General features: G+C 74.2%; 19 protein-coding genes. 11 read left to right on the top strand and 8 right to left on the bottom strand.

The genetic code is table 11. From position 1 onward, the window contains the following. Window positions 1–2 precede the first annotated feature (2 nt). Together FHR36_RS26720 and FHR36_RS26715 are read right to left on the bottom strand one after the other, a co-directional pair. Window positions 3–2,906 carry an SGNH hydrolase domain-containing protein gene (locus FHR36_RS26720; protein WP_253801096.1) on the bottom strand — a complete coding sequence of 968 codons (2,904 nt, stop codon included), beginning with the start codon at window positions 2,904–2,906 and terminating at the stop codon, window positions 3–5. Window positions 2,907–2,921: 15 nt separating this feature from the next. Further along, the gene (locus tag FHR36_RS26715) at window positions 2,922–4,640 is read right to left on the bottom strand and encodes a glycosyltransferase family 2 protein (protein WP_253801095.1); all 1,719 of its coding nucleotides are present in this window, start codon (window positions 4,638–4,640) and stop codon (window positions 2,922–2,924) included. 202 nt (window positions 4,641–4,842) lie between these two features. Between FHR36_RS26715 and FHR36_RS26710 the strand changes: the two genes are divergently transcribed. Further along, a complete protein-coding gene (locus FHR36_RS26710; protein ID WP_253801094.1) occupies window positions 4,843–5,034 on the top strand; it encodes a hypothetical protein in 192 nt (63 codons plus the stop codon). 27 nt (window positions 5,035–5,061) lie between these two features. On the opposite strand, the gene FHR36_RS26705 is transcribed toward FHR36_RS26710, so the two are convergent. Then, window positions 5,062–5,397 carry an ArsR/SmtB family transcription factor gene (locus FHR36_RS26705; RefSeq protein ID WP_253801093.1) on the bottom strand — a complete coding sequence of 112 codons (336 nt, stop codon included), beginning with the start codon at window positions 5,395–5,397 and terminating at the stop codon, window positions 5,062–5,064. A gap of 102 nt (window positions 5,398–5,499) precedes the next feature. On the opposite strand from FHR36_RS26705, the gene FHR36_RS26700 reads away from it, so the two are divergent. Beyond that, complete coding sequence (locus FHR36_RS26700) at window positions 5,500–6,594, top strand: NADH:flavin oxidoreductase/NADH oxidase (protein WP_253801092.1); 1,095 nt, start codon at window positions 5,500–5,502, stop codon at window positions 6,592–6,594. A 112-nt stretch (window positions 6,595–6,706) separates the two neighbouring features. Here FHR36_RS26700 and FHR36_RS26695 read toward each other — a convergent pair whose 3' ends face one another. Further along, on the bottom strand, window positions 6,707–7,018 hold the full coding sequence (locus FHR36_RS26695; RefSeq protein WP_253801091.1) for a hypothetical protein: 312 nt from the start codon (window positions 7,016–7,018) through the stop codon (window positions 6,707–6,709). 107 nt (window positions 7,019–7,125) lie between these two features. Further along, on the bottom strand, window positions 7,126–8,061 hold the full coding sequence (locus tag FHR36_RS26690; RefSeq protein ID WP_253801090.1) for a phospholipase D-like domain-containing protein: 936 nt from the start codon (window positions 8,059–8,061) through the stop codon (window positions 7,126–7,128). Window positions 8,062–8,331: 270 nt separating this feature from the next. Between FHR36_RS26690 and FHR36_RS26685 the strand changes: the two genes are divergently transcribed. From FHR36_RS26685 to FHR36_RS26655, 7 genes are all read left to right on the top strand, one after another. Next, complete coding sequence (locus FHR36_RS26685) at window positions 8,332–12,792, top strand: non-ribosomal peptide synthetase (protein ID WP_253801088.1); 4,461 nt, start codon at window positions 8,332–8,334, stop codon at window positions 12,790–12,792. After that, the gene (locus tag FHR36_RS26680; RefSeq protein WP_253801086.1) at window positions 12,789–13,040 is read left to right on the top strand and encodes an acyl carrier protein; all 252 of its coding nucleotides are present in this window, start codon (window positions 12,789–12,791) and stop codon (window positions 13,038–13,040) included. The genes FHR36_RS26685 and FHR36_RS26680 overlap by 4 nt, the downstream gene beginning before the upstream one ends. Before the next feature lie 3 nt (window positions 13,041–13,043). Then, a complete protein-coding gene (locus FHR36_RS26675) occupies window positions 13,044–13,784 on the top strand; it encodes a thioesterase II family protein (protein WP_253801084.1) in 741 nt (246 codons plus the stop codon). Then, a complete protein-coding gene (locus FHR36_RS26670) occupies window positions 13,778–14,389 on the top strand; it encodes a LysE family translocator (RefSeq protein ID WP_253801082.1) in 612 nt (203 codons plus the stop codon). Before FHR36_RS26675 ends, FHR36_RS26670 begins: the two co-directional genes overlap by 7 nt. A gap of 161 nt (window positions 14,390–14,550) precedes the next feature. Beyond that, window positions 14,551–15,030, top strand: coding sequence for a gluconokinase (locus tag FHR36_RS26665; RefSeq protein ID WP_253801923.1), 480 nt, complete (start codon window positions 14,551–14,553; stop codon window positions 15,028–15,030). A gap of 83 nt (window positions 15,031–15,113) precedes the next feature. Further along, on the top strand, window positions 15,114–15,563 hold the full coding sequence (locus tag FHR36_RS26660) for an archease (RefSeq protein ID WP_253801079.1): 450 nt from the start codon (window positions 15,114–15,116) through the stop codon (window positions 15,561–15,563). Window positions 15,564–15,570: 7 nt separating this feature from the next. Beyond that, the gene (locus FHR36_RS26655; RefSeq protein ID WP_253801075.1) at window positions 15,571–16,992 is read left to right on the top strand and encodes an RtcB family protein; all 1,422 of its coding nucleotides are present in this window, start codon (window positions 15,571–15,573) and stop codon (window positions 16,990–16,992) included. A 13-nt stretch (window positions 16,993–17,005) separates the two neighbouring features. On the opposite strand, the gene FHR36_RS26650 is transcribed toward FHR36_RS26655, so the two are convergent. Then, window positions 17,006–17,575: a DinB family protein gene (locus FHR36_RS26650; RefSeq protein ID WP_253801073.1), complete on the bottom strand. Its 570-nt coding sequence runs from the start codon at window positions 17,573–17,575 to the stop codon at window positions 17,006–17,008. A gap of 71 nt (window positions 17,576–17,646) precedes the next feature. Here FHR36_RS26650 and FHR36_RS26640 point away from each other — a divergent pair, with 71 nt between their 5' ends. Further along, on the top strand, window positions 17,647–18,624 hold the full coding sequence (locus FHR36_RS26640) for a helix-turn-helix transcriptional regulator (RefSeq protein WP_301330740.1): 978 nt from the start codon (window positions 17,647–17,649) through the stop codon (window positions 18,622–18,624). 68 nt (window positions 18,625–18,692) lie between these two features. Continuing rightward, window positions 18,693–18,998, top strand: coding sequence for a hypothetical protein (locus tag FHR36_RS26635; RefSeq protein ID WP_253802016.1), 306 nt, complete (start codon window positions 18,693–18,695; stop codon window positions 18,996–18,998). A gap of 118 nt (window positions 18,999–19,116) precedes the next feature. Here the strand turns inward: FHR36_RS26635 and FHR36_RS26630 are convergent, their stop codons facing one another. Together FHR36_RS26630 and glpK are read right to left on the bottom strand one after the other, a co-directional pair. Beyond that, entirely contained in the window at window positions 19,117–20,709 is a 1,593-nt protein-coding gene (locus FHR36_RS26630; protein WP_253801071.1) for a glycerol-3-phosphate dehydrogenase/oxidase, read from the bottom strand. A 131-nt stretch (window positions 20,710–20,840) separates the two neighbouring features. After that, window positions 20,841–22,355 carry a glycerol kinase GlpK gene (gene glpK / locus FHR36_RS26625; RefSeq protein WP_253801069.1) on the bottom strand — a complete coding sequence of 505 codons (1,515 nt, stop codon included), beginning with the start codon at window positions 22,353–22,355 and terminating at the stop codon, window positions 20,841–20,843. Between the last annotated feature and the right edge of the window lie 44 nt (window positions 22,356–22,399).

Here is a 22,399-nt window from a genome sequence, read left to right as displayed (position 1 = left end):
GATCAGGGCCGGGTGGCGGCCGAGACGGAGGCGACCCGCATCGGGTGGCCCGGCTCGGTGGCCGCACCGGCCGGGACACCGGCGGCCGCCGGGAGGCCGCCGCCGACCGCGACGTCCAGCAGCAGGAAGACGCCGTGGTGCAGGGCGCGGTCCCAGGCTGCCGGGTCGACCGCGTCGGCGCTCACCCGGTGGTACTCGCGGCCGTCCAGCTTCCACCGGACCTGCTCGGGGGAGACCGAACGGTCGACCTCCACCGTGTAGGTGTGGAAGGCGCCCCAGCAGTCGGCGCACGGCTGTTCGGCGGAGCCGAGGCCGGCCGGCTCCCGGCAGGGGCCGCCCGGGTCGGTGCCGCAGTGCAGCGTGCCGAGCACCCCGCGCCCGCCGACCGACTCCAGCACGTCGACCTCGCCGGCGCCCGGCCAGCCGGTGTGGCCGTTGTCGCGCAACTCGCCGCCGAGTGCCCAGAACGCGGGCCAGTACCCGGCCGCGGCCGGGCCGGAGACGTCCGGCAGCGCGATCGACGCCTCGATCCGCAGCACCCCGCCCGGCGGTGCGACCAGGTCGGCGCGGCGCGACTCGATCCGGCCGGAGGACCACCGCCCGTCCACCAGGGTCGGCCCGATCTCCAGCGAACCCCGGCCGTCCAGGCGGACGTTGGCGCTCGCGTCGGTCATCGTCTCCAGCTCCCCGGTGCCCCAGTGGTCGGCCGGGCAGCCCGGGTAGCAGGTGCCGAGGTCGTACTGCCAACGCTCGGCCGAGGGCCGGCTGCCCGCCGGGCCGTCGAACTCCTCGTCCAGCAGGGTGGTCCAGCCGTCGCCCGGCCCGCCGGCGAGCAGGCCGGCCTCGGTCAGCAGCCGGTCCAGGCGCGGGGTGAGGACGACGGCGGCCGTGTTGGTGAGGTGTGCGTCGTCCCGGTACAGCAGGATGCCGTCCCGGACCGCCGGGCAGCTGCGGCCCGCGCCGGGGCACAGGACGGCGTTCACGTCGACCGTGCGCACCCCCGGGACCTGCCCGGCGGCCACCGCCTCCGCCAGCGGGTCCGGCCACAGCGCCTCGGCGCGCGGGAACGCACAGGCGGCGGGGGAGGCGAGGTTCCCGGAGAGGCAGGCCGGGACGTCCCGGCCGGGCACCGGGGTGTCCTGGAGGTAGACGACCGGCGCGCCGAGTTCGCGCAGCGGGGCCAGCACCTCCTGCCACCCGCGCAGGAGTTGCTCCCGGTCGGCGGTGTAGCGGTTGAGCGAGGCGACCACGATCAGCCGCGGCCGGGGCTCCTGACCCAGCCGGTCCAGCACGCCGGCCCGCCAGGTGTCGCACTCCCGGTACGCGCGGCCCAGCTGCGGGTTGACCACCGCCAGCCGCGGCAGCGGGCAGCCCTGCTTCACCAACTCCTCCAGCGCCCAGTGGTGTTGGCCCGCGATGCCGAGCAGCGCAGAGAACCGCTGGCCGGCGTGCGAGTCGCCGAGCAGCACGATCCGGTCGTCGCCGGCACCGAACCGGCAGGGCGGACTGGCGACCGCCTCCGGCGGCACCTCGCAGCCGCCGTCCGGCGGGAAGTCCTGCCGGGCCTGCGCCGGCCGCGGCACGACCGGCGCCCCCGCGGGCGGCGGTCCGGCCAGCAGCGCGGTCCCGTCGCGGGCGCCCGGCGGCAGTCCGGCCGGATCCGGCGGCCCGGCCGGCCCGAGCACCCGCAGCGTCCCCGAGCCCACCAGCAGCGCCAGCAGCACCGGCACCACCACCGCGGTCAGCCCCAAGGACAGCCCGCGCCGGGGGAGTTCGGCCACCACCGGGCTGCGCCGCAGCGGCCGCTCCACCCAGCGCAGCGCCGCCGCCGCGGGCAGCACCGCCGCCGCCGTCAGCGCGGCCTTCGCCGGCCAGCCGAGCGTCCCGAACCGGGCCTCCACCAGCACCAGCACGGGCCAGTGCCACAGGTAGAGGTTGTACGACAGCCGGCCGAGCGCCCGCGCGAGCGGCCGGGCCAGCAGCCGGGCGGCCGAGTGCCGGCCGCCTGCGTACCGGCCGCCTGCGTACCGGCCGTCCGCGTTCCGGCTGCCCGCGGCGAGTACGGCGGCGGTGCCCAGTGTCGGCACCAGCGCGGCCCACCCCGGGTACGGCGTCCGGGCGTCGTACCGCAGCACCGCCCAGGCGATCGCGGCGAGACCGGCCCAGCCGAGCACCTCCCGGACGAGCCGGGGCAGCCCGGCGGTGGGCGCCGATGCTCTCGCTTCGGACAGTGCCACCGCCACCAGGGCCCCGGCCGCGAACTGCCAGGCGCGGCCGGTGGTGGCGAGGTACGCGGTCGCGGGGGAGTGCAGCGCCACCGCGAACGAGCCGACGGCCAGGGCGACCGCCGCCCCGGCGACCGCGGCGCGGACGGTGGCGCCGAGCCGGCGGGCGGCGAGCGCGAGCAGGAGCACCAGCGGCGCCCACACCAGGTAGAACTGCTCCTCCACCGCCAGTGACCAGAAGTGCAGCAGCGGACTCGGGTCGCGTCCGGCCGCCAGGTAGTCGGTCCGCTCGGCGACGAAGCGCCAGTTGGCGGCGGAGAGGGCCGAGGCGAGTACATCGCGCTCGAGGTCGGCGCGGCGCAGCGGTACGGTCAGCCAGGCACCGGCCACCGCGACCGCAGCCAGCACCAGTCCGGCCGAGGGCAGCAGGCGGCGCGCCCGGCGGGAGAAGAACTCGCCGAGCCGGACCCGGCCGGTGGTGCGGGCCTCGTGCAGCAGCAGGCCGGTGATCAGGTAGCCGGAGACGACGAAGAAGACGTCGACGCCCACGAAGCCGCCCGCGAAGCCCGGGACGGCGGCATGGAAGCCGAGGACGGCGAGGACGGCGACGGCCCGCAGGCCCTCGACATCGGGGCGGAAGGAAGGCGGCGGCAGGGCCGCGGAGGCGGTGCGCTGGTCCACGGGAGCGGTGACCTTTCAGCCCAGCCAGGGCAGCATCGGGCCGGCCCAGCCGGAGGCGAGCAGGGCGGTGAGGGCGAGGGCGCTGGTCACGGCTGCCGCCTCCGGCCACCGCCGCGGCGCCGGTCGTTCCTTCGGACCGGCAGGCCGGGCGGGGCCCAGGCCGCCGCGGACGGCCGGGGCGGTCCGGTCGGCGGCCCTCCGCAGGCCCGGCCACAGCTCGGTGGCCAGGTCGCGGACCAGCGGCAGCCCCAGCTGCGCCTGGACGGCCAGGTAGAGGGCCAGCCCCCAGGTCGCGCCGACCCCGTACCGCGCCGAGGCGTACGCCAGGCCGGCCGCGGTGGCGGCCAGGCTGCCGCCGACCCACACCAGCGCGACCAGCAGCACCCGGCGGGCCAGTCCGCCCGGCCGGTGGCCGCCCCCGGCGCCGGTCGGCACCCAGGCGGCGCTCCGCCCGCGGACCGTGTGCACGAACGCGGCCGCGGCGGCCAGGCTCATCAGCACGTGCGCGCGCAGCACCTCGGCGCGCCAGCGGGTCCGGCTGACCCGGGGGAGCAGTACGTGCCAGAGCCACAGCAGCGAGAGCATCGGCAGCACGTACCAGGCGCGGACCTCGCCGGGCCGCAGGAAGAGCATCACCAGCGGCGGCAGCGGCGCGGTGAACAGGTTGACCACGGCGGTCAGATAGCCGATCACGCCCTCGTGGAAGCAGAGCCGCATCCGCCACGGGAGCCGCCGGCGCAGCCGGGCCGCCTCCGGGTCGCCGACCAGGTGCAGGTTGCCCATGGTCCAGCGGTACTGCTGGTTGACGAAGGCGGTGGCGTCCTCGGGCGAGGTCCCTGTGGCGACCAGCACCGGGACGTAGCGGGTGAGGTACCCGTGCCGGTAGAGGGCGAGGCCGGTGTACATGTCCTCGCTGTGGTCGAGGCGGGCGAAGCCGCCGGCCGCGTCCAGCGCCGAGCGGCGGTAGACCGCGTTGCTGCCGCAGCAGATGGCGGCGTCGCTGGCGTCCCGGGCGGGCTGGATCCAGCGGAAGAACCACTCCTGCGCCGCCCCGGCGGCGCGCTGGATCCAGCCCATCGAGGCGTCGGTGTCGAAGCACTGCGGGCTCTGCACGATGCCGACCCGGGGATCGGTGAAGTACGGCAGCAGGTGGCGCAGGAAGTCGGGGCGCGGCGCGAAGTCGGCGTCCAGGATGGCCACGTACTCGGCGCTGCTCAGGGTCAGCGCGTGGTTGAGGTTGCCGGCCTTCTTGAACCGGCCGCGGTCGGGCCGCACGACGTAGCGGAAGCCGTGGTGCTCGGCGAGGGCCGCGACCGCGGGCCGGTCGGCGTCGTCGAGGACCAGGACGGTGAGCGGTCCGGGCCGCTCCAGCGCGGCGACCGCCCGGTAGGCGTTGGCCAGGACGGCGAGCGGCTCGCCGCAGGTCGGCAGGTAGAGGTCGACCGACGGCGGCTCGGCCGGACGCCACCCGGCCACCAGCAACTCGTGGCCCTCGCGGGTGAATCGGCGCCGGCGCAGCCCGTTGACCGCGGTCAGGGCGAGCGCGAGCAGGTTGACCGAGAGCACGGCCAGGAACGGCCACAGCCACGGTGAGCGCAGCGCGAAGCCCGCCATGGTCGCGGCGCTGAGCAGGAACGCCAGCGCCGAGCAGAGCGGTACCCAGCGCCGCTGCGGCCCGAAGTACCAGTACAGCTCCTGGTCGTCGGGCGGATCGGGAAGGTGATGGACAGTCACAGAGGCCCCCCACGGCCGTTCATGGACAGTGTCACCGACAGGCTAGCCGATTGGTATAGACCATTTGTCGCGGGCGGGTGAACAGCGTGCGAACCGCCGCGCCCGATGGTTGATGATTCGTGCCCGTTCGTCCATCCTGGACGCCTCGGGCGGAACTCCCGACACGGCGGGGCATCGCCCGCCCCGGGAGCGGAGGGCAGCCATGGCAGAGGTGTTCGACCAGGAGCTCCGCGAGCAGCTCGACCGGGCGCGCAAGGAGTTGGCGGCGGCCCGCGCGGTCGGCGACGACGAGGGCGCCGAGGCGTACCGCGGCCGGATCATCAGCCTGCTGCGGATCGCCCGCCGCCACGGCATCGACCTCCCGCACACCCCCGACGAGGAGATCGACGACTGAGTCGCACCCCCAGTGGGTGCTCGGGGTTCAGTCGCGGGCGGCGGCGCGCAGGACGGCGTCGAGGAGGCCCGGGAAGAGCGCGTCGAGGTCGTCGGTGCGCAGCTGGTTCATCTTGGAGGTGCCGCGCCGGTGCTGGCGGATCACGCCCGCCTCGCGCAGGACCCGGAAGTGGTGGGTCTGGGTCGCCTTGGTGACCGGCAGGTCGAACGCCAGGCAGTTCTGCTCGGTGCCGCGGGCCGCGGCCAGCGTGGTGACGATGCGCAGCCGTACCGGATCGGCGAGCGCGTGCAGCACCGCCGCCAGCCGGATCTCGTCCGGCGCGGGCTCGGGCAGGGCGGCGGGGGCCTCGTCGGTCGCGGTCACCCCACCATGGTACGAGATGCATCGTAGTTTGACATCTCTCGTACCAAGGTGGTTATGGTGGCGGCCTTCCGGAACGCGCCGGCCGACCTGCGAGGAGCAGCCGTGAGTGCCCTGTTCGAGCCGATCACCCTCCGCTCGCTGACCATCCCCAACCGGGTGTGGATGAGCCCGATGTGCATGTACTCGGCCGCTCCCGAAGGGCCGGACGAGGGCGTCGCCACCGACTTCCACCTCGCCCATCTCGGCGCCCGCGCCGCCGGCGGGGCCGGACTGGTCATGGTCGAGGCGACCGGCGTCGTCCCGCAGGGCCGGATCTCGCCCTGGGACCTCGGCCTGTGGAACGACCGCCAGCAGGAGCAGCTGGCCCGGATCGCCGCCCTGATCGCCTCGCACGGCGCGGTACCCGCCGTCCAGCTCGCCCACGCCGGCCGCAAGGCCTCCACCCGGCAGCCGTGGGTCGGTGGCGGCCCGCTGCCGGTCGCCGACGGCGGCTGGGCGGTGGCCGGCGCCGCGCCGGTGGCCTTCGGCGACGGCTATCCGGTGCCGCACGAGCTGTCCGTCGAGGAGATCCGGGACGTCGTCACCGGTTTCGCCGACGCCGCCCGCCGCGCGCTGGCCGCCGGGATCGAGGTCGTCGAGGTGCACGGCGCCCACGGCTACCTGATCCACCAGTTCCTCTCCCCGGTCGCCAACCGGCGCACCGACGGCTACGGCGGCTCCTTTGCCGGACGCGCCCGGCTCGCCCTCGAAGTGGCCGCCGCGGTACGGACGGTGTGGCCCGCCGACCTGCCGGTGTTCTTCCGGCTCTCCGCCACCGACTGGCTGCCCGAGGAGCCCAGTTGGACGGTCGAGGAGAGCGTGCTGCTCGCCAAGGAACTCCAGGCCGTCGGCATCGACCTGATCGACGTCTCCAGCGGCGGCATGTCCCCGAACGCCCGCATCGAGATCGGCCCCGGCTACCAGGTGCCCTTCGCCGAGCGGATCCGCACCGGCGCCGGCCTGCCCGTCAGCAGCGTCGGCCTGATCACCGAACCCGCCCAGGCCGAGGCGATCGTTGCCGACGGCCGCGCCGACGCGGTGATGCTCGGCCGCGAGCTGCTGCGCGACCCGTACTGGCCGCTGCACGCCGCCCGCGAGCTCGGCGCGGAGCGGCACTGGCCGCGGCAGTACGGGTTCGCGGTGGGCTCGCGGGGCTGAGACCTCTCCTTCAGGGGCTCGGGGAACTGCGACGCCCGCCCCGGGGTTGGCGCACCTCGCTGGTATCGCCAACCACGGGGTCGGCCTCGCAGTTCCCCGAGCCCCTGAAGAACTATCCCCTGAGCGGTTCCTGCCTGCCGGTGCGCCGGAGCTTCTCCCGACTTCCCTCCAGTGGCGACGCCGAGTTCGGCCCGCGTCGGCGCTGGGCGGCGATCTGGCGCGAGATCACCACGTCCAGCAGGCACCACGCGGTGGAGAAGACCCCGAGCGCGAGTGCCCCCAGGGCCGGGGTCAGCATCGGGCTGCCGGCGTACGAGGCGAGCGTGGCCACGATCATCGCGACCAGGGCGAACGCGAACGCCAGCCCGGCCCGTACGGCGGCGGCCCGCACCTCGTCCGGAAGACGGCGGCGTACGGTGGCCATCGGTGCACCCCCTGATAGGTCCTGACTGTCCACCAGACTGCCCGATTCGGGCACGGATCATCCGCGAAACCGTCGCATCACCACCCGTCACCACCCGCGCGGGCGGCTCAGCCGTCCTCGAGCAGGCCGGACTGGGCGACCAGGAAGCCGAGTTGGGCGCGGCTGCGGCTGCCGAGGCTGCTGGCGACCCGGGCGATGTACTCCTGGCAGCGCCGTACGCTGATGCCGAGCTGCTGGGCGGTCACGGCGTCGGTGTCGCCGGCGACGACGTGTCGCATGATGGCGATGCAGAGCTCGTCGGAGATCTGGGTGGTGGCCCGGTTGCGGTTGGGCAGGGTGAACGGTTTGGCCCGCATCCAGGCTTTGTCGAAGACGCCGCTGAGGAAGTCGGCGACGCCGGGCTGGCGGATCTCGACGGCGGTGCGGCGGTCGCGGCGGCCGGGGATGAAGACGGTCTTCCGGTCGAAGACGATGAGGCGTTCGAAGGACTCGTTGAGGGTGCGGACGTCGCCGCCGCGGTCGTGGACGGCCTTGACGAAGTCCTGGGTGGCGGCGGAGGCGCGGGCCGAGTGCTGGTAGATGCTGCGGACCTGGACGCCGCGGTCGAGCAGCGCGAGGGTCGGCGGGAGCGGCGCACCGAGTGGCTGGCGGGCGCGGCTGCCGCCGGGCTGGAAGGTGAGGAGTTCGTCGCGGCACTCGCGGGCGGCCCGGTGGATCGCGCCGGTGACGGCGGCGTGGCCGTGGTGGGTGGTGAGGGCGCCGTCGCCGGTGCGGCGGTGTTCCTCGTAGGCGCGGCTGACCAGTCGGGTGAGGGCGCGGGCCTGGCCGATCTGCTGGACCACCTCGTTGGCGGCCTGGAGGACGCGTTCCACGCCGGCGGCCTCGGCGGCGGCCGGGCTGAGCGGGTGGTAGCGCCGCACCCCGCCGGCGGCGGCCACGACCTCGACGAGGTGGAGCTCGGTGAGCCGGCCGAGACTGGAGCGGGTCCGGGTGGATCCCGGTTCCCGGTCGCCGAGTGCGAAGGCGGCCTCCTCCAGCGTCATGCTCCCGCGTAACACCACGGCCCGATACAGCGCCAGATCGGCGGTGTCCAGCGGTGGAAGGCCGGTGCACCACGGTTCTTTTCCGGCTGACGACACCTGTGTCCCCCATCGTGTTCGCGCACTGCGGGATCACGACCCCCTGCCGGTCTTGAGCTTATTGACTGCCGCCTAAAGGATCCAGACGTACCCGGCTCCAAAGATCGAACCAGCGCTCAGCCCTGCTCAACCCCGGTTTTCCGTTGCGTGTTGCTGATGTGAATGGAGAGGCACGTGGAGACCAGTGAGACGACCGACAACGACTGTTGCCCCGTCGAGGCCGAGGTCGAGATCGAAAAGGAAACCGACCGGCCGTTTCCGCTGACGGAGATCCAGTACGCGTACTGGGTCGGGCGCGGACCGAACTTCGTGCTCGGCAACGTCGCGCCGCACGCGTACTTCGAGTTGGAGGGGCGCCGGCTCGACCCGGCGCTGCTGGACCGGACGTGGCGCCGCCTGCTGGAGCGCCACGGAATGCTGCGGGCGATGGTCCACGAGGACGGCCGGCAGCAGATCCTGCCCGAGGCGCCGCCGTTCGAGATCCCGTTCGAAGACCTCTCGCAGCTGCCCGCGGACGAGGCCGGGGCGCGGCTCGCGGAGGTCCGGGCCGACATGTCGGAGCGGGTCTACGATCCGTCGGTGTGGCCGCTGTTCGACATCAGGATCAGCCGGCTGCCCGCCCACGACCGGCTGCACGTCAGCCTCGACCTGCTGATGGTCGACCTGGCCAGCATCGCGCTGCTGTTCAGCGAGTGGAGCGCGCTGTGCCAGGACGAGTCGGTGCAGCTGCCGCCGGTGGAGGTGACCTTCCGCGACTACGTGACCGCGCTGGAGGCCGGCACCGAGTCGCCGCGGCACAAGAACTCGATGCAGTACTGGCTGTCGCGCGCCGAGCAGTTGGCCCCGCCGCCCGAGCTGCCACTGGCCAGGCCGCCGGCCCGGGTGCACAAGCCGCGCTTCACCCACCGTGAGTACCACCTGCCGCCCGCCGACTGGCAGCGCCTGCAGGACCGCTGCACCGAGGCCGGCCTGACGCCGACCGCCGTGCTGGCCACGGTCTTCGCCGAGACGCTGCGGATGTGGAGCGGCACCCCGCGGTTCGCGCTGAACCTCACCCTGTTCAACCGGCTGCCGGTGCTGCTCGCCGAGAACGAGCGCGGCCACCGCACCGTCCACCCCCAGCTGCCCAACCTGGTGGGCGACTTCACCTCCATCTGCCTGCTGGAGATGGACACCACCGGCGAACTCCCCTTCGAGGAGCGGGTGGAGCGCACCCAGACGCAGCTCCAGCAGGACCTGCGGCACCGCTACGTCAGCGCCCTGCACGCGCTGCGCGAGCGCCGCCGCCGCGGCCTGCAGACCAACTTCGAGACCATGCCGGTGGTGTTCACCAGCGGCCTCGGCACGGTCGCCGACGTCTCCGCGCCGATGGACTACTTCGGCGACATCACCTACCGGCTCAGCCAGACCCCGCAGGTGTGGCTGGACCACCAGGTGGTCGACTTCACCGGCTCGCTCGACCTGACCTGGGACGCGGTCGAGGAACTCTTCCCCGACGGCCTGCTCGACGACATGTTCGCCACCTACTGCCAGGCCGTGCGCCGGCTCGCCGAGGACGAGGACGCCTGGCAAGCGGGCCCGTCGCTCGCCCTGCCGGCCGGTCAGGCGGCCGAGCGCGAGGCGGCCAACGCCACCACGGGCCCGCAGCCGCAGGGCCTCCTGCACCAGGGTCTGCTGCGCGGCGCCGAGGCCCACCCCGACCGCCACGCGGTGATCCACAGCACCGGCACGGTCTCCTACCGGCACCTTGCCGAGCAGGCCGTCTCGATCGCCGACCGGGTCGCCGCCCTCGCCGACGGCGCACCGCTGCGCGACCGCCTGGTCGGCATCACCCTGCCCAAGGGCCCGGACCAGGTCGCCGCCGCGTACGGCGTCCTGCTCGCCTCCGCCGCCTACCTGCCGCTGGGCCCCGCCCTGCCGAACGCCCGCCGCGCCGACCTGCTGCGCGACGGCGAGGCACTGGCCGTGGTCACCGACGCCGAGCACCGGGAGCGGCTGGAGTGGCCCGAGGGCCTGCCCGCGCTGCTCGCCGCCACCGAGCCCGGCGCCGCCCTCCCGGCCGGCACCGCCGCCCCCGAGGACCTCGCCTACGTGCTCTACACCTCCGGCTCGACCGGCCGCCCCAAGGGCGTGATGATCGAGCACCGGGCCGCGCTCAACACCGTCGTCGACATCAACGAGCGCTTCGGCGTCGGCCCCGAGGACCGCGTCTTCGGCCTCGCCGACCTCGGCTTCGACCTCTCGGTCTACGACCTGTTCGGCACCTACCTGGCCGGTGCGACCCTGGTCCTCCCGGACGAGGACAAGCGCCGCGAACCCGCCCACTGGGCCGCGCTGATGGCCCGGCACGGCGTCACCGTGTGGAACTCGGTGCCGGCCCAGATGCAGATGCTGGTCGACCACGTGGAGATGACCGGCGAGGTCCCCGAGGGCCTGCGCCTGGTGATGCTCAGCGGCGACTGGATCCCGCTCGACCTGCCGGAGCGGATCCTCGCCCTGTGGCCCGACGCCCGGGTGATCTCGATGGGCGGCGCCACCGAGGCGTCCATCTGGTCCAACTGGCACCCCGCCGAGGACGTGCCCGAGGGCAGCCCGAGCGTCCCGTACGGCAAGCCGCTGCGCAACCAGGCCTTCCATGTCCTCGACGAGCGGATGGAGCCCTGCCCGGTCTGGGTGCCGGGCGAGCTGTACATCTCCGGCGCCGGCCTCGCCCGCGGCTACTTCCGCGACCCCGAGCGCACCGCGCAGAGCTTCGTCACCCACCCGCGCACCGGTGAACGGCTCTACCGCACCGGCGACTTCGGCCGCTACCTGCCCGACGGCGTGCTGCAGTTCCTGGGCCGCCGCGACGGCCAGGTGAAGATCGGCGGGCACCGCATCGAGTGCGGCGAGGTGGAGGCCGTGCTCCAGCGCCACCCCGGCGTCGAGCAGGCGGTGGTGGTGAAGTCCGCCGACGACCCGTCCAACGCCCGGCTGCTCGGCTACGTGGTGCCCGACCGCGCCGACGGCTCGCTGCTGGTCACCGAGACCGCCGACCCCGCCGAGACCGGCCGCCGCACCGCCGCCCTGGACGCCGCCGCCACCGTCGCCGCGCCCGGACCGGACGCCAAGACCCTGCTCACCGCCTGGGCGGCGCTGGACGACCTGTACGCGGCCGCCGCCGCGGTCGCCTTCCGCACCCTCGGCCTGGCCGCGGAGCCGGGCGACCCGATCGCCCCCGGCGCCGCCTCGGCCGCCGGCGTCGCCCCCCGGTACGAGCGCTGGCTGGCCCGGGCCACCGAGGTGCTGCTGCGCCGCGGCGAACTGCGCCCCGGCCCGGCCGGCCCGGAGGCCGCCAGGCGCTTCCCCGAGACCGTCCCGGCCGCCGTCGCCGACGCCGCCCGGGCCGCCCTGCGGGACACCCTGGAGGTGCCCGCCGACCTGATCGACTGGATGCTCTCGCTCTCCGGCAGCATCGCCGACATCCTCACCCAGTCACTGCACTCCGCCGAGCTCTACGCCTCCGACCGCACCCCCGAGGTGTACGCCCGGCTGTTCGGCCCCGCGTACGCGGTGGCCACCGACGCGGTCGCCAAGCTGGTGGCCGACTGGCCCGCGGACCGTCCGCTGCGCGTGCTGGAGGTCGGCGGCGGCTACGGCACCCTGACCCGCCACCTGCTGCCGCTGCTCCCGGCCGACCGGACCGACTACCTGTTCACCGACATCTCCACCTACTTCACCGACCGGGCCGAAGAGGCGTTCGCCGAGCACGACTTCGTCCGCTACGGCCTGTTCAACCTCGACCAGGACGGCGAACTCCAGGGCCACGACGGGCTCGCCGTCGACCTGGTGATCGCCGCCAGCGTCCTGCACGACACCCGCGACATCACCACCAGCCTGTCCACCCTGCGCTCGGTGCTCGCCCCCGGCGGCACCCTGCTGATGGTCGAACAGACCGCCTTCCACCCGTGGTTCGACCTCACCATGGGCCTTCAGCAGGGCTTCGACGGCTGGACCGACACCGCGTTCCGCACCTGGGGCCACCCGCTGCTCGACCGCGAGCAGTGGAGCGACCTGCTCACCCGGACCGGCTACGGCACCACCCGGGTGCTCACCCGCGACGAGGACGGGCCGGCCGCGGTCGGCTTCGACGTCCTGGCCGTCCAGGCGCCCGACACCCGCCGCCGCTTCGACCGCGAGGCCCTGCTCGCCCACGCCGCCGCCCACCTGCCCCGGCACATGGTCCCGGCCCGGATCAGCCCGCTGGACCGGATGCCGCTCAGCGGCACCGGCAAGGTCGACCGCGGCGTCCTCGCCAAGGCCGGCACCCGCGGCGTGCAGCGCGGCCGACCGGTGAAGCCGCCGGTCACCGACCGGCAGGCCAAGCTGGTCGAGATCTACCGGGCCACCCTGGGCGTCAACCAGGTCGACCTGGCCGACGACTTCCTGGAGTCCGGAGGCGACTCGCTGCTCGCCGCCCGGATCGCCACCTCCCTCCAGCGCACCTTCGCGGTGGAGGTGCCGGTCGCCGTCGTCCTGCAGAATCCCACCGTGGCCGACGTGGACGCCTGGCTGGAGCCGCTGCTCGGACCGGCCAACCCGCTGGACGTCCCGGTGCAGGGTGCCCGGCCGAACCGAACCGAGGAGGAGAAGTGACCCGGGACCACTTGGTCGCCTGGCTTTCCGAGTACATCTCGGAACTGCTCGACATCGCCGTCGAGGAGGTCGACTCCGACATCCCGCTCGCCGCGCTCGGCGTCGACTCCGCCACCACCCTGGTGCTGGCCGCCGACCTCGGCGCCAAGCTGCGCCGCAAGGTGCGCCCGAGCGAGATCCTGGAGCACCCGACCATCGCCGAACTGGCCGGGCACCTCGCGGCCCAGACCCCGGCCGAGGTGGGCTGAGCCATGGCGGAACCGCTCGCTGCGCGCTGGACGATCAGGGCACCCGGCAGCTCGGGGCCGCGGACCCTGTACTGCTTCCCGCACGGCGGCGGTTCCGCCGCCGAGTACGTCCGCTGGTCCCGGAAGATGGCCGGGCTGAACGTCTGCGCCATCCAACTCCCCGGCCGGGGAGCCAGGTTGGCGGAGGAGTCGGCCGCCTCGCTGGACGACCTCGTCGACCAGCTCGCCAAGGAACTGCCGCTCAGCCCGCCGTACACGTTCTTCGGGCACAGCTTCGGCGCCCTGCTCTGCTTCGAACTCACCCACCGGCTCATCGAACTGGGACGCCCGCTGCCCGAGCGGCTGGTGCTCTCCGCCTTCCCGGCGCCCCACCTGGCCGAGTTCCGGGACGGGCTGCACCTGCTCCCCGACACGGAACTGCTCGCCGAAGTGGAGCGCCGGCACGGCGGCATCCCCGCCGAGGTGCTCGCCGACCCCGAACTCGTCCGGCTCACCGTCGGCGGACTGCGCGCCGACTACCGGCTGGTGGAGACCCACCGGCCGCGCCCGCGCCCGCCGCTGCCGGTGCCGTTCACGGTGCTCGGCGGCGACGCGGACCTGGTCACCCGCGAGCAGCTGGCGGCCTGGTCCGCGTACACCGACCAGAGGCCGGTCACCGTCCGGCTGTTCCCCGGAGGGCACTTCTACTTCCGGGAACGCCAGCACGCGGCCGTACTGCGGACCGTCCAGGCGGCCGCATGCTGACCTTCGCGCTCGCCGCCCTGGTGCTCATCATGATCCCCGGCCCCGACCAGGCGTTGATCACCCGCAACGCCCTGGTCGGCGGCCGGGCCGCCGGCCTCTGGACCACGCTCGGCGGCATGCTGGGCCTCAGCGTGCACGTCTCGGCCGCCTCGCTCGGCGTCTCCTCCCTGCTGCTGGCCTCGGCCACCGCGTTCACCGTGCTCAAGGCGGTCGGCACGGTGTACCTGATCTGGATGGGGATCGCCACCTTCCGCTCCGCCCGCAGCGCCGGGCAGGACGGCGCCGTGGACGGGATCGGCGCCGCCAAGACCGGCCCGACCTGCGTCCGCCAGGGCTTCCTGTCGAACGCACTCAACCCCAAGGTGGCACTGTTCTTCGTCACCTTCCTGCCCCAGTTCCTCCCGACCACCGGGCACACCCTCGGCCGGGCGCTGCTGCTCTCGGCCGAGTTCGTGGTGCTGTACCTGCTGTGGTTCGGCCTCTACACGGTCACCGTCGACCGGTTCGGGGCCGTGCTGCGCCGCCCGCGGGTGCGCAGCCGGATCGAGTACGTCACCGGGGCGCTGCTGATCGGCTTCGGGCTGCGGCTCGCGCTGATGCACTGACGCTCCGGTACGGGGGCGATGGACGCGGCCCGGTCGGCCGAGGGCCGCGTCCATCGCCTCCGGCGAGCTCCCCGATTAGATTGGCGGAGTCCCGGTTCCGGCAGAACAGGAGCACCGCGGTGGCCCCCAGCGACGAGAACCAGCCGCCCGTCGTCGTGGTGATGGGCGTGTCCGGAGTCGGGAAGACCACCGTCGCCCGCCTCCTCGCCGACCGGCTCGACCTTCCCTACGCCGAGGCCGACGACTTCCACCCGGCCGCCAACATCGCCAAGATGAGCGAGGGCATCCCGCTGGACGACCACGACCGGGAGCCCTGGCTGCGCACCCTCGGCGCCTGGCTCGGCGCACGGGCGGCGGCCGGCACCGGGGGAGTGGTCACCTGCTCGGCCCTGAAACGGCGCTACCGCGACATCCTCCGGGCTGCCTGCCCGGACGCGTTCTTCCTGCACCTCAGTGGTGACCGCGCCGTCATCGAGGACCGCCTCGCCCACCGCACGGGCCACTTCATGCCCCCCTCGCTGCTCGACTCCCAGTACGCCACCCTCGAACCGCTCCAGCCGGACGAACGCGGCCTCGTCCTGGACGTCGGCCCCGATGCCCACCAGCTCGTCGACACGGCCGTCCGGGCCATCCGCCCCTGACCCACCCCACCCGCACGGATCCGCCGCGGCTTGCCGCGGGCCGGTGGGCTGGTCAGCCTGGAGGGAGAACCCCGGAGGCCGTCATGGGCACCGACACGCCGGCGGACGCCGGCAGCCGTACCATCCCGCACACCGGCGACCTCGCCATCGAGGCGTGGGCGCCCGACCGCGAGGAGTGCCTCGCCCAGGCGCTGCGCGGTGCGGTGGCCGCGTTCGCGGAGATCCCGCCCGGGCTGCCGCGGACCGCCCGCCGGACCGAACTCACCGCCGGCGACGACGCGCACCTCCTGGTCGCCGCGCTGGAGGAGGTGATCTACCGGATGGACACCACCGGCGAGATCCCCGCCGACGTCCGGGTCAGCCCGACCGCATCCGGTCCGGGCCCCGGGGAGGCCGTCCGGCTCGATCTCGCGATGGTCGACACCGGCGAGGTCGCCCAGGTCGGCCCCGTCCCCAAGGCGGTGTCCTGGCACGCCCTCCACCTCGGCCGGGGCCCGACCGGCTGGACCTGCCGGGTCACCCTGGACGTGTGAGCGCGCGATGAACGTCCACCTGGTCGAGGAGACCCCCTGGCGCCACCGGATCGATCCGGTCGACCCGATGCGCGTCCCCGGCGTGGTCTTCGCCCCGCACGAATTGCTCCCGCTCGACCCCGGCGACAAGGCGCTGGAGCAGGTCGCCAACGTCGCCGCGCTGCCCGGCATCGTCCGCGCCTCGTACGCGATGCCGGACATCCACTGGGGCTACGGCTTCCCGATCGGCGGGGTGGCCGCCACCGACGTGGCGGCGGGCGGGGTGGTCTCCCCGGGCGGGGTCGGCTTCGACATCTGCTGCGGGGTGCGGCTGCTCGCCTCGCCGCTGGACCGCCGCGGCCTGCTGCCGCACCTGCCCGCCCTGATGGACCGTCTCGACCCGCTGATCCCGCGCGGTCTCGGCCGCGGCGCGCTCTGGCGGATGGGCCGCAGCCAACTGCACGAGGTGCTGCGCGGCGGCGCCCGGTACGCGGTCGAGCGCGGCCACGGGGTCGCGCGGGACCTGGAACGCTGCGAGGACGGTGGCGCCGTCACCGACGCCGACGACCGCCAGGTCGGCGACCGGGCGCTGGAGCGCGGCGCGGCGCAGGTGGGGAGCCTGGGCTCGGCCAACCACTTCCTGGAGATCCAGACCGTCGACCGGGTCTACGACGAGCGCTGCGCCGAGGCGTTCGGCCTGCGCCCGGGCCAGGTCTGCGTGATGATCCACTGCGGCTCGCGCGGTCTCGGCCACCAGATCTGCACCGACCACGTGCGGCTGATGGACGCGGTGATGCACCGCCACCGGATCACCGTCCCCGACCGCCAACTCGCCTGCGCCCCGGTCGAGTCCGCCGAGGGCCGGGCGTACCTCGGCGCGATGGCGGCGGCCGCCAACTACGCCCGCGCCAACCGCCAGCTGCTCGCCGACGAGACCCGGCACGTGTTCGAGGAGCTGACCGGCACCGGCCTCGACCTGGTCTACGACGTCTCGCACAACCTCGCCAAGCTCGAACGCCGCACGGTCGACGGCGAGGAGCGGCTGCTGTGCGTCCACCGCAAGGGCGCCACCCGCGCGCTGCCGCCCGGCCACCCCGACCTGCCGGCCGACCTCGCGCCGGTCGGCCAGCCGGTCCTGGTGCCCGGCACCATGGGCACCGCCTCGTACGTGCTCACCGGCACCGACGGCAACCTCGCGTTCGACTCCTGCTGCCACGGCGCCGGCCGGGTCTGGAGCCGGCACCGGGCCCAGCGCGAGTGCGACGTACCGCGCCTGCGCACCGAGATGACCCGCGCCGGGGTGGCGCTGCGGCCCACCTCCTGGCGCAGCGCCACCGAGGAGGTGCCGCAGGCGTACAAGGACGTCGACGCCGTGGTGACCGCGAGCACCGAGAACCGGCTCGGCCGGCCGGTCGCCCGCCTGGTCCCGCTCGGCGTCCTCAAGGGCTGACCACCCCAAAGGACTACTGCGGCGGGTCCTCCCCGACCAGGCCGTCCACGGCCTCCCGGAGCAGGTCCGCGTGCCCGACGTGCCGCGCGTACTCCTCGACCAGGTCCACCAGCAGGCGGCGCAGGCTCGGCCGCGCGCCCCGCTTGCCGACGTAAGCGACCAACTGCCCGGGTCCGTCCCCGGCGAGCGCCTGCCGGACGTTGGCGCGGGAGCGGGCCACCGCGTCCCGCCACAGGGCGAGCAGCTCCTCCGGGGTGTCGTCGGCCGCCGTGCGCCACTCCCAGTCGGGACTGGCGTCCCAGTCCACCGCCGACCACGGCTCCGCCGGTGGCCGGCCCAGCAGCTTCTGCGACAGCATGTCGTCCTCGACCAGCGCCAGGTGCTTCAGCAGCCCGCCGAGCGTCATCGACGACCTGCCGACGGTCGCCCGCATGCCCGCCGCGTCCAGGCCCGAGCATTTCCACACCAGCGTCCGGCGCTGGCGCTCCAGCGCGCCCAGCAGGGTGTCCACCTCGGTGCCCGCCACCGGCGGCTCGGTGAGCACCGGTGCGTCCGTCTCCGTTGTCTCCGTTGTCTCCGTCATGAACGGCACCCTACGAGCGGTTCCGGTCGATCTCCGTCCGGAATGTGCCCGTCCGACGGGAGAATCGATGCATGGCACACGACGAGAGCCCCACCGCCCGCGCGCTGCTCCTGCTCGAACTGGTCCAGAACAGCCCCGGCATCACCGCCGAGCGCCTCGCCGACCGGCTCGGCGTCTCCGAGCGCGCCGCCCGCCGCTCCGTCGCCACCCTCCGCGAGGCGGGCGTCCCGATCACCGCCACCCGCGGCCCGTACGGCGGCTACCGGGTCGGCCGCGGCTACCGGATCCCGCCGCTGATGTTCACCACCGCCGAGGCGCTCGGCCTGGTGATGGCCGTCCTGGAGGGCCGGTACGCGGCCGCCGACCCGGCCGACCCGGTCGGCAGCGCCCTCGGGAAGATCATGCGGGTGCTGCCCGCCTCGGTGGCCGGCCCGGCCGCGGCGGTCCGCGCCATCGGCACCGGCAGCGCCGACGGTGTCGACGACGTCCCACGGCCCGACCCGCACACCGCCGCGGCGCTGGTCCAGGCCTGCGCGCTGCGGCGAGCGGTACGGCTCGACTACCGGCGCAGGCCGGGGGAGCAGCGGACGACGGAGGTCGACCCGTGGGCCGTGGTCGTCCGCGACGGGCGCTGGTACCTGCTCTGCCGGTCCCACGCGAAGGACGCCCGGCGGCTGCTGCGCGTCGACCGGGTCGCCGCCGTCCACCTCCTCGACACCGCCGCCACCCCGCCGGACGGACTCGACCCGGCCGCCGCCCTCGACGAACACCTCGCCCACGGCTGGGGCCTGCCGGTCGAGGTCCACGTCGACGCCCCCGCCGAGCAGGTCGCCCGCTGGATCCCGCGCAGCCTCGCCCGCTGCGAACCCCTCGACCCGCACCGCACCCGCCTGCTCGCCACCACCGACACCCCCGACTGGTACGCCCGCCGGCTCACCGCCCTGCGGGCGCCGTACCGCATCGTCTCGCCGCCCGAACTCGCCGCCGCGACCCGCGATCTCGCCGAGCAGCTGCTCCGCGCGTCCGAGCCCGTCGACGAACCCGCCTGACGCCGCCAGGAAAACGGACATTGGCGTCATATTCACCTTTTGTTCACTTTGTCCCGTACGCTCGTCCCATGAGCGACGGACGCCGGGAACTCCTCGATCGCGTGCGCTCCGCCCTCGCCCGGGCGGGCGTTCCGCTGGCCGACGACGGCACCGGCAACCACCCCGGCGCGGTCGTCCGCACGGTGCCCCACGGCGTCTGCGTGTTCTGGCGAACCGGCACGGAACCCCGCCGCCCCGACACCGGCCGCGTCTCCGGCAGCACCTCGGTGATGTCCCCCGAGTTCCAGGCCACCCTCCACCTCGCCGCCGTCCTCGCCCACGCCGGCCACCAGAGCGACCACCTCGGCGACCGCGTCCTCATCACCGCCTGCTGATCCCGCGCCACGACGCGATCCCGGGTGACTGGCTGAACGGGTAGCCGGCTGCGGGAACGGCGAAGGCGGGCGCCTCCGACCGGGGCGCCCGCCTGGTGTTCGCACGTGCTGGGTGCGGCTACTTCTGCCGCTTGGCGAGGAAGCTCTCGACCTGCTGGCGGACCTCGGGGGTGTCGAGGCCGCGGACGGTCATGGTGGTGCGGCGCCGCAGGACGTCGTCGACGGTGTACGCCCACTCGTTGTCGGCGGCGTAGGCGACCTGGGCCCAGACGTCGGGGCCGTCCTCGTGGATCGGGTCGCCGAGGGCCGGGTCGTCGGCTATCAGGCGGGCGATGTCGAAGGACAGGGTGCCGTAGTGGCCGGCCAGGTGCTTGGCGACCAGGGGTTCCATCCGGGAGCCGGGCTCGCGGTCGACGAGCAGGCGGTGGGCGACGGCGTTGGGCGCGCCGACGCCGGGCAGCGGGACGGTGGCGGGGAACGGCGACATGTCCTCGGCGAGGCCGGTGCCGGGGACGCCCTTGAGCTTCTCCAGGACGGTGCGGCCGATGTGGCGGTAGGTGGTCCACTTGCCGCCGGCGACGGAGAGCATGCCGCCGCGGCCCTCGGTGACCACGGTCTCCCGCTTGGCGGCGGCGGTGTCGCCGGGCCCGCCGGGCAGCACCCGCAGGCCGGCGAAGGTGTAGGTGATCAGGTCGCGGTCGAGGTGCTCGTCGCGGATGGCGTGGCCGGCCTCGTCGAGGATCTGGTCGACGTCGGCCTCGGTGGCGCGGACGTCCATCGGGTCGCCGGTGTACTCCTCGTCGGTGGTGCCGAGCAGGACGTGGTCCTCCCACGGGATGGCGAAGGAGACCCGGTACTTGTCGATCGGGATGGTGAGGGCGGCCCGCCACGGGGTGCGGCGCTTGACGACGACGTGCGCGCCCTTGGAGAGGCGGATGGACGGGGCGGCGCCCGCGTCCTCCATGCGGCGCAGGTGGTCGACCCAGGGGCCGGTGGCGTTGAGCACCAGCCGCGCGCTGACGCCGAACTCGGTGCCGTCGAGGCGGTCGCGGAGCTCGGCGCCGCTGACCCGGCCGCCGGTGAAGCGCAGGCCGGTCACCTCGGCGTGGTTGAGCACCACGGCGCCGGCCTCGACGGCGGCGCGGACGGTCATCACGGCGACCCGGGAGTCGTTCATCTGGTGGTCGCCGTAGACGGCGACGGAGCGCAGGCCCTCGGTGCGCAGCGCCGGGACCTGCTGGGCGGCGTGGGCGGCGGTGGAGACCCGGCCCATGCCGTCGCGGAAGGCGGAGAGCGCGGAGTAGAGGAAGACGCCGGCGCCGAGCTTGGGGGCGCTGTGCGGGCCGCCCTTGTAGACGGGCACGAAGAAGGTCAGCGGGTTGACCAGGTGCGGGGCGACGTCGGTGGCGAGGGCGCGGCGCTCCTTGTGGTTCTCGGCGACGAGCTTGACCGCGCCGGTCTGCAGGTAGCGCAGGCCGCCGTGGACGAGCTTGGAGGAGGCGCTGGAGGTGGCGCCGGCGAAGTCGCCGGCGTCGACCATGGCGACCTTGAGGCCGGCCTGGGCGGCGGTCCACGCGGTCGCGGTGCCGAGGATGCCGCCTCCGATCACCAGCAGGTCGTACGTTGCCTTGCCCAGCAGTTCGCGGGCCTCGGCGCGGGAGGCGGTGCGTCCGGGGGTGCGCTCGGCGCCCAGGGTCGGGATGGTAGCCATGGTGTGTGTACGGCGCGCGGGTCGGGCGGCGCCGTGTCTCCTCTCACGGTGTGCGGTGCGACCCGGGGTGCGGCGGATCGCGCAAAGTACGACGGCCCGGCCGGGGTGGTGTCCCCGGCCGGGCTGGTGCGTCAGTTCTTCTCGTCCTCCTCGACCCAGCCCATGGTCCGCTCGACGGCCTTGAGCCACTTCTTGTACTCGGCGTCGCGGGTGGCCTCGTCCATGCGCGGGGTCCACTCGGCGGCGCGGTGCCAGTTGGCGCGCAGCGAGTCGAGGTCGTTCCAGAAGCCGACGGCGAGGCCGGCGGCGTAGGCGGCGCCGAGGGCGGTGGTCTCGGCGACGTACGGGCGCTCGACGGGGGCGTCGAGGACGTCGGCGATGTTCTGCATCAGCAGGTTGTTGGAGGTCATGCCGCCGTCGACCTTGAGCGCGGTCAGGGTGACGCCGGAGTCCTTCTCCATCGCGTCGACGACCTCGCGGGTCTGCCAGGCGGTGGCCTCCAGGACGGCGCGGGCGAGGTGGCCCTTGGTGACGTACCGGGTGAGGCCGGCGATGACGCCGCGGGCGTCGGAGCGCCAGTACGGGGCGAACAGGCCGGAGAACGCGGGGACGAAGTAGGCGCCGCCGTTGTCCTCGACGGTGGAGGCCAGGGTCTCGATCTCGGCGGCGGTGGAGATGATGCCGAGCTGGTCGCGCAGCCACTGCACCAGCGAGCCGGTGACGGCGATGGAGCCTTCCAGGGCGTAGACCGGCTTCTCGTTGCCGATCCGGTAGCCGACGGTGGTCAGCAGGCCGTGGTACGAGTTGACGATCTTCTCGCCGGTGTTGAGCAGCAGGAAGGTGCCGGTGCCGTAGGTGGACTTGGCCTCGCCCTCGTCGAAGCAGGTCTGGCCGAACAGGGCGGCCTGCTGGTCGCCGAGCGCGGAGGCGACGGGCACGCCCTCCAGGTCGCCGGTGGCGTTGCCGTAGACCTCGGCGGAGGAGCGGATCTCCGGCAGGACGGCCATCGGGACGCCCATGGACTGGGCGATGCTCTCGTCCCACTCCAGGGTGTGCAGGTTCATCAGCATGGTGCGGCTGGCGTTGGTCACGTCGGTGACGTGCTTGCCGCCGTCGACACCGCCGGTGAGGTTCCAGATCACCCAGGTGTCCATGGTGCCGAAGAGGATGTCGCCGGCCTCGGCCCGCTCGCGCAGGCCCTCGACGTTGTCCAGCAGCCAGCGGATCTTCGGGCCGGCGAAGTAGCTGGCCAGCGGGAGGCCGGTCTCGCGGCGGAAGCGGTCCTGGCCGACGTTGCGGCCGAGCTCGCGGCACAGCCCCTCGGTGCGGGTGTCCTGCCAGACCAGCGCGTTGTGCACCGGCTCGCCGGTGTTCTTGTCCCACAGGACGGTGGTCTCGCGCTGGTTGGTGATGCCGATCGCGCGGATGTCGTCCTTGGTGAGGCCGGCCTTCTCCAGCGCGCCGCGGACGACGGACTGGACCCGGGTCCAGATCTCGGCGGCGTCGTGCTCGACCCAGCCGGGCTGCGGGAAGATCTGCGAGTGCTCCTGCTGGTCGACGGAGACGATCCGGCCGTCCTCGCCGAAGATGATGCAGCGGCTGGAGGTGGTGCCCTGGTCGATCGCGGCGATGTAGTTGGCAGTCATACGGGATCCTCGGCTCTTGAGGGTTCGGGGGAGTGATGGGTCTG

Origin of the sequence: Kitasatospora cinereorecta, assembly GCF_024172095.1 — a bacterium.
Taxonomy (GTDB): Bacteria; Actinomycetota; Actinomycetes; order Streptomycetales; family Streptomycetaceae; genus Kitasatospora; species Kitasatospora cinereorecta.
This window is presented reverse-complemented; position numbering and strand designations above follow the sequence as displayed.